The 6278-nt window shown below is 63.3% G+C and carries 6 protein-coding genes; 1 reads left to right on the forward strand and 5 read right to left on the reverse strand.

Going from position 1 to position 6278, the window contains the following annotated elements:
• Window positions 1-13 precede the first annotated feature (13 nt).
• The 5 genes from VD811_10945 to VD811_10965 all read right to left on the reverse strand — a co-directional run bounded on the left by VD811_10945 (window position 14) and on the right by VD811_10965 (window position 5278).
• A complete protein-coding gene (locus tag VD811_10945; protein HXV21487.1) occupies window positions 14-292 on the reverse strand; it encodes a hypothetical protein in 279 nt (92 codons plus the stop codon).
• 36 nt (window positions 293-328) lie between these two features.
• Entirely contained in the window at window positions 329-1366 is a 1038-nt protein-coding gene (locus VD811_10950) for a hypothetical protein (protein HXV21488.1), read from the reverse strand.
• Between the two features lie 150 nt (window positions 1367-1516).
• Window positions 1517-3442 (reverse strand): sensor domain-containing diguanylate cyclase, encoded by a 1926-nt coding sequence (locus tag VD811_10955; GenBank protein ID HXV21489.1) that lies wholly within the window; start codon window positions 3440-3442, stop codon window positions 1517-1519.
• A gap of 73 nt (window positions 3443-3515) precedes the next feature.
• Window positions 3516-4388 carry a hypothetical protein gene (locus VD811_10960; protein ID HXV21490.1) on the reverse strand — a complete coding sequence of 291 codons (873 nt, stop codon included), beginning with the start codon at window positions 4386-4388 and terminating at the stop codon, window positions 3516-3518.
• Window positions 4385-5278, reverse strand: a complete 894-nt coding sequence (locus tag VD811_10965) for a hypothetical protein (protein ID HXV21491.1) — start codon at window positions 5276-5278, stop codon at window positions 4385-4387. The genes VD811_10960 and VD811_10965 overlap by 4 nt, the downstream gene beginning before the upstream one ends.
• 312 nt (window positions 5279-5590) lie before the next feature.
• Between VD811_10965 and VD811_10970 the strand changes: the two genes are divergently transcribed.
• On the forward strand, window positions 5591-6278 hold a 688-nt coding region (locus VD811_10970; GenBank protein HXV21492.1), incomplete at its 3' end, for a hypothetical protein.

The raw sequence follows: 6278 nt of genomic DNA on the forward strand, positions 1-6278 counted from the left end.
CCAAGATCTGTAGTTAGTCGTCCCTGAAAAATTCGATTTTTGATCTCAGGCAGCGTCCAACAGGTACCAGGAGAGAAGAATCGAAGGATCGATTCTTGGCCATGGGTTGACGGACGTCCCATCTGGACGGCAAAAGTAGCCATTCAAGCGGCTTGAGCTCTTTGAAAGTAAGCCAAAAAAAAGTCCGTAGAAGCTTTCTCAAGCTAAACCCGCAGGCCGCCAGAATGGCGGTCATCTTGTCGCCGGCGGCTCCCTTGAGGTCGTTGCCATCCAGGTGGTGATCCTGCTTCATGGGGCCGATCTGCTTGGGGTTGCCCGGTTTTCTGGTCTATCGGATTCCGGCATCCTTGCCGTGACACTTGTTGCACAAGGTCTGCTGAGACGGCCCATAGCGGTGGAGGATGTTCTCCCCGTAATAGGCATGGTTGGCATCGGGGGAGCGCAGAACCGCGGAGAACGATAGCAGGGGAACGCCGAAGTCCCAGCGGCCAATGCCGCTGAAGGCCGAGGCGTGGGCGCGGTGGCAGCTCAGGCACATGACGGTGGATTCCGTCGATGGCCCATCCGTCCGGGCACACCGCAGCTGTCCCAGGGATCCCTTGCCGCGCTCGAAGGGAACGAGAAAGTCATAAGAAGATGCGGTGCCGGCGCCGAGGTTGCCGGTGCCCCGATAGGTTTTGTAGATGGCTGCCAGGGTTCCAAGGCGCGAATCGTTGCCGGCCGGGTGGGTGTGGGCGCCGTTGAAGCCGCTGTGGCAGTTGATGCACCATTCGGACATGCCGGACCCGTAGTCGGGGTGGTCGTGGTCCGTTTCGGCCTGCAGGTTCCCTTCCGGTTGCCCGAGGCAGGGTAGCGCCTCCGGCGCCGGATTGGCGAAGCTGAAACCGGCGGCCAGGGAGCCTCCCCGGTAGCCGGCGCCCCCCAGCAACCGATAGTTCTTCAGGGCGGTCGTATGGGGATCGTGACAACTGGTGCACTGGAGCCATGCTGATTGATAGGTCACCGAACCGTCGCTTGGCCCTGACCGCAGGGTCGTGTCGGCTACCAGGCCGAAGCCGGCGGCAAGGACGTTGTGCCCATGCCTTTCCCCTCTGCCCACGGGGTCGGGGGTGGCAAATGTCGAGGTCAGCCAGTAGAAGTCGCCGGCCGGCGTGTAGGCGCTGCCGTCGGCAGTGAGCACCCGGTAGGTGCTGGCATGACAGCCGAGGCAGGTAGAGCTCGGATCGGCCCCTTTGAGCGCCATCTCCGCCGTATGACAGCCTTCACAGGCGGATGCGCTGCCGTCATGGAAAGTGGCGCCGGCCTCCCCGGAAGCCCCAAGGAGGAAGAGGGTGAGGAGGATAATGGCTGAGATGATCGAACGCATTGACACCTCGTCTCAGGGATCCGGTTGCGCAGGTGAGTGAAAGTCAAGGGAGGGGTGGATCTAGCTAGGTACGTACAACTAGTGAAGCCGAGTTTGTTCCGGTTGTCAAGGGGACTGCGCCAGCGCTTTGCGGAGGCCGCCCTGGCGATTTCAGACCAGAGAGAGTCGGTTCTGAGGGGAAACCTGGGACTGTTCCCGGGAGGCGATGCGGTTGCGCCCCTGACTCTTTGCCTGGTAAAGGGCGAGGTCGGCTGCGTGGATCAGGGCTGAGGGGTCGTCGCCGTCCAGGGGGTAGGTGGCGAGGCCGATGCTGACGGTCAGCCGGCCGAGGGGGAGGAGTTCTTCTCCGGCAAACGACTCCAGCTCCAGCTCCCGCCGCACCCTTTCCGCAGCCAGTCGGGCCTCCCTGGCGGGGGTGCCCGGCAGCAGGATGCAGAACTCTTCGCCGCCGTAGCGGGTAACGACGTCCATCTCCCGGGCCGTCTCCTTCAACAGGGCGGCGATCTTCGTCAGGGCGCTGTCGCCGGCGAGGTGGCCGCAGAGATCGTTGTAGATCTTGAAGTGGTCGATATCGAGCAGCATCAGGGAAAACTCGAGATGCTGGCGGGAGGAGCGGTTCAGTTCCTCCTCGAGTCGCCGGTCAAGGAAGCGGCGGTTGTAGACGCCGGTCAGCGGATCGGTCATCGCCTGCTCTTCGAAGTGGGCCGCGCTCTCCAGGGCGGTGAGCCGCTCGATCATGGCCGCGGCATGTTCGATGAAGGCGGTCAGCAGGTGCAGGTCTGATTCGGTGAATTTTTCCCGCTGCAGCAGGTCCGAAAGATTGAGGACGCCAATGGTTCTTCCCCGCAACTGGATCGGGATGCTGATGAAGGACTTGGTCCGGAAGCGAGGGCGGTTGAGGATGCCAACGCGGGGGTCTTCTTCGATGTCGCTGACCAGCAGGGGGGACCCGCTTTGCGCCACCTGCCCGGCGATGCCGGTACCGACCCGCATACGCAAGGTCCGGGCCAGAGCCAGGTTCATCCCTCTGGCTGCGACGATGGCCAGGTTTTCTCCCGTCTGGTCGACCATCATCAGCGAACCGCAGGCGGCAGCCAGGAGATTGACGGACGATTCCAGAATCTGGTGGTAGAGATCCTCCCGGCTCTTCGCCCGGGCCAGAGCGTTGACCATTTGAATCGGGAGGCGGCAACTGTTTTCCATGAGCCCCCGGCGCTCCTGCTGTGCCTGGCGCAAGGCGAGGAATCTGGCGGCTGCCCGCGCCCCCAGCAGTTCCAGAACCAGCTGTTCGCGAGGGGGGAAGTGGCGGTCCAGCAGGAAGATGGCCCCCAGTTTTTCCGCGCCGTGCACCAGGGGCAGGATGACGGCACGTTCAGCCGTCACCTGCGGCAGCAGGGCATTGAAACCCTTGCCGATCTGGACCGGTTTGCCCTGGCGGGTCGGCTCGAGGTAGTCGGCGAGGGAAACATCCACCCGCGTTACCGCTTCGAGCGGCAGGCCCAGAGAGCCGGCCACCGTGAAGCCCGTCCTGCCGTTGTCGTTGAGCACCATGGCGATGCGGGGAACCTCGAAGTGGATGGCGAGGGCTTCGACGAGCAGTTGGATCAGCTCCGCTTCGCCGTCGACCCGGTCAATCTCCCGGCCGATGGCGACCAGCATCTCCAGACAGCGCATGGCCCTGGCCAGGGAGAGCGCCGGCAACTCCCGCTCCAGCAGCGCCGGCAGCAGCTCCTGGATCTTCTGCGTCGCGGACTTCAGCTCCTGGCTGCCGGCAAAGGCTGCGGTGTCTCGCAGCCGGGCGACCAGGCAGCAGCGTGGAATCCCGGGGTGATGGATCGGGATGGTGAACGTTGGCGGATCGGCAGGAGAGGAGAAAACCACCTGGATTGGGGAGCGGAGAAGGTCTCTGGCCGCCTCGGGTCCCTGCAGCAGGAGCCCGGCAGGGGCAAGGTCGCCGTACAGATCGAATGCATCCGAGTTCGGCCAAAGCAGCAGCAGGCGATAGCAGCCAAGCTGCGGCTGGCGCTGAAAGAGGTCGAGAAGGTCCCCGGGATCGATGGCCTGGCAACGGTCCAATGCCGCAATACCTTCCTGAGACGTCACTTTATCCTGGCCCCTCCCGTTATGGGAGGGGCGACGGACATTTTCACTATTGCATTTTTATCGGTAAGTCATGCGGGTCCACGTGGCAGACGAGGCAGGTGTTGAACCTGGCCATCATCTGCGGCGGATGCGGAGACTTGTGGCACTCAGTGCAATTCGGCACCAAGCCGTGTTTGCTGTGGCAGGCTGTGCAGTTGACCTTGCCGTGCCGGCTCGGCGTCTTGGACCATTTGAGGAAAACATCGTTGTGGCAGGCGGCGCAGGTGGCTGCCGCTGAATCGGCTGCAAAGACGGTTTCCCGCGGCTTGTGGACCGGATGGCAGGCCTGGCAGGCGGCCAGGGCCTGGTTCGGGAAATGCGGCTGATGGCACTCGAAGCAGCTGGGGATGCGCCCGTGTCGCTGGCTGTGGCAATCCTGGCAGGCCTGGCCGGAGTGGGCGCTGGGGAATTTCTTCAGCTGCTCGGCCGGCTGGTTATGGCAATCGGCGCAGTTTTTGGCCAGCGCCTGCAGCGAGAGCTGCGTCTTCGGGGCATGCGGGTTCACATGGCAGGCGAGGCAGTCCGTCTGCTTTTCCCCGTGGGGCAGGCTGTGGCAGTTGCTGCAGGCCGGCATCAACTCGGAAAAATTGTCCTTGCGCGGGTTGTAGGCATGAAAAACTTCATGGCAGTCCGTGCAGTTGAACCGGTGCCCGCCCCCCTCGTTCTTGAGGGCTTTGAAATGATGCAGGTGGCAGCGGCCGCACTCCGCCGTCGTCATCGGCTCGGGGTCGGTTGCATAGGAGCCCGGCAGGGCGTCCGGCAGGGAGCCCCTGCCGGACGGTGCCGCTGCTTCGACGGCGCCCGGCCCGCTGAGCGAAAGGAGAAACAGGGCCGAGCTCAGTAACAATCCGCCGCGAACCAGGCTGTGACGCCGGCTCATTTTTTGGTCCCTTGCGGGGTCTTGGGCGCTGGAGCCTTGGGCGCCGGAGCCTTGGGCGCGGGCCCGGCCTTGGGAGCCTGTTGACCCTTCCAGCTATTCAGGTCGTGGGCGATGTTGTGGCAGTCGCCGCATCTGGGGAATTTCTCGTGCATGCCCGCTGCGTGCGGCTTGCCGTGGCAGTCAGAACACTGGGGAACCGTCTTGTGCTTGTTGGCATGGCAGGTGACGCAGGTGACGGAGCGGTGTTTGGTCTCGCTGGCCATCAGCAGGTCATTGGCTTTCTGGTGGCAGGCGGCGCACTGGATGTTGGCCGTCTGCGGCCCGTAGGTCAGCAGCAGCGGCTGGTGGGCCTGATGGCAGGTCTTGCAGTCGGCCTGGGTCATGGTCGGCGCGTGCGGCTTGTGGCACTGCACGCACTCGGGGATCATGCCGTGCTTGTTGGCGTGGCAGAAGTTGCAGGCGACCTCGGCATGCTTGCTGGGGCTGGCCTTGGTTTCCTGGCCCTGCTGCTGATGGCAGGTCAGGCAGACCTCCTTGAGCTCCCCTTTCAGGGTGATGTCGAGGGGAGTGTGGGGGTTGTGGCAGGTTTTGCAATTCTTGAGCTCGTAATGGGGGGCGCCGCTGTGGCAGTTGCTGCATTCGGGGATGTTGTTGGCCACCTTGGGCCGATGGCTTTCGTGGCAGGCCATGCAGCTGATCTCGGTCTTGTGAGCCGACCCCTTTTCAGCGATCTCCCGCGGTTCCCGCTCGTGGCACTTGGCGCAGTCGGCATCCGCGAGAGTCGGCTTCGCCGCAGCCTGCTGGGCCCAGACCGGCAACGCCGGGGCCAGACAGAACCCGAGGCCGAATAAAACCAGGGTCGATACAAACAGGCAGGTTCTTTTTCCCATCTCCAATTCTCCTTTCACCTTTACAACAGCATTGAATTTCTGCGACGGCCCGAACGCGGGCCTGCTCAGGCGCCTATGCGCACTCCCAATTTCCGGTCATTCATAAAACGACGACAATGGCGACCAAGCTTAACCAATTTTTAATCTGTCAGTAAAGTAAAATCAGTCTTTTCAAGGCTGCTCACAAAAATTTATGGGAATAGATTTCAGGTTGAGTGATTTTTCGCCCTTTCTCTTTATGGTCCGTTTCGCTATCCTTCCCCTGCAACCCGTACCCGCTGCCGGCGCCGTCCGGCTTCCATGGGAGGAACCATGAGGAAACAAAGAGCAAACGCATTCCTGACCCTGCTGGCCGCCGCCCTTCTGTTGGCGCCATCTCCTGCCCGGGCCGCCGAGGAACGCCGCAGCACCCTGCAGGACCAGCAGGAGGTGGCGGTCACCATCTACAACGAGGATCTCGCCCTGGTCCGCGACCAGCGCCTGGTTTCCCTGGACAAGGGGGAAAATGTCCTCGCCTTTCGCGAGGTGAGTGCCCAGATGCGCCCGGAGACAGCCCTGCTGCGCAGCCTGACGCAGCCGCAGGGATTCTCCGTGGTCGAGCAGAATTTCGACTTCGACCTGCTCACTCCGCAGGCGCTGCTGGAAAAGTACGTCGGCAGGCGGGTGCAGGTGGTCCGCGTCCATCCGCAGACCGGCGCCGAGACGGCCGAGGACGCCGTCGTGCTCGCCGCTACGGGCGGCGTTGTCCTGCAGATTGGCGACCGCATCGAGACCGGCGTGCCGGGGCGCCTTAGCTACCCCGACGTGCCGGCGAACCTGCGCGACCGGCCGACCCTGGTCGTCCAGCTGCTGAGCGGTACGGAAAAACCCCAGCAGCTCGAGCTCGCCTACCTCACCGGCGGCCTCTCCTGGCGAGCCGACTATGTCGCCGAACTCGGCGCCAAAGACGACCGCCTCGATCTCTCCGGCTGGGTGACCCTGACCAACCAGAGCGGCGCCA

This window comes from Desulfuromonadales bacterium (assembly GCA_035620395.1).
Lineage (GTDB): Bacteria > Desulfobacterota > Desulfuromonadia > Desulfuromonadales > DASPGW01 > DASPGW01.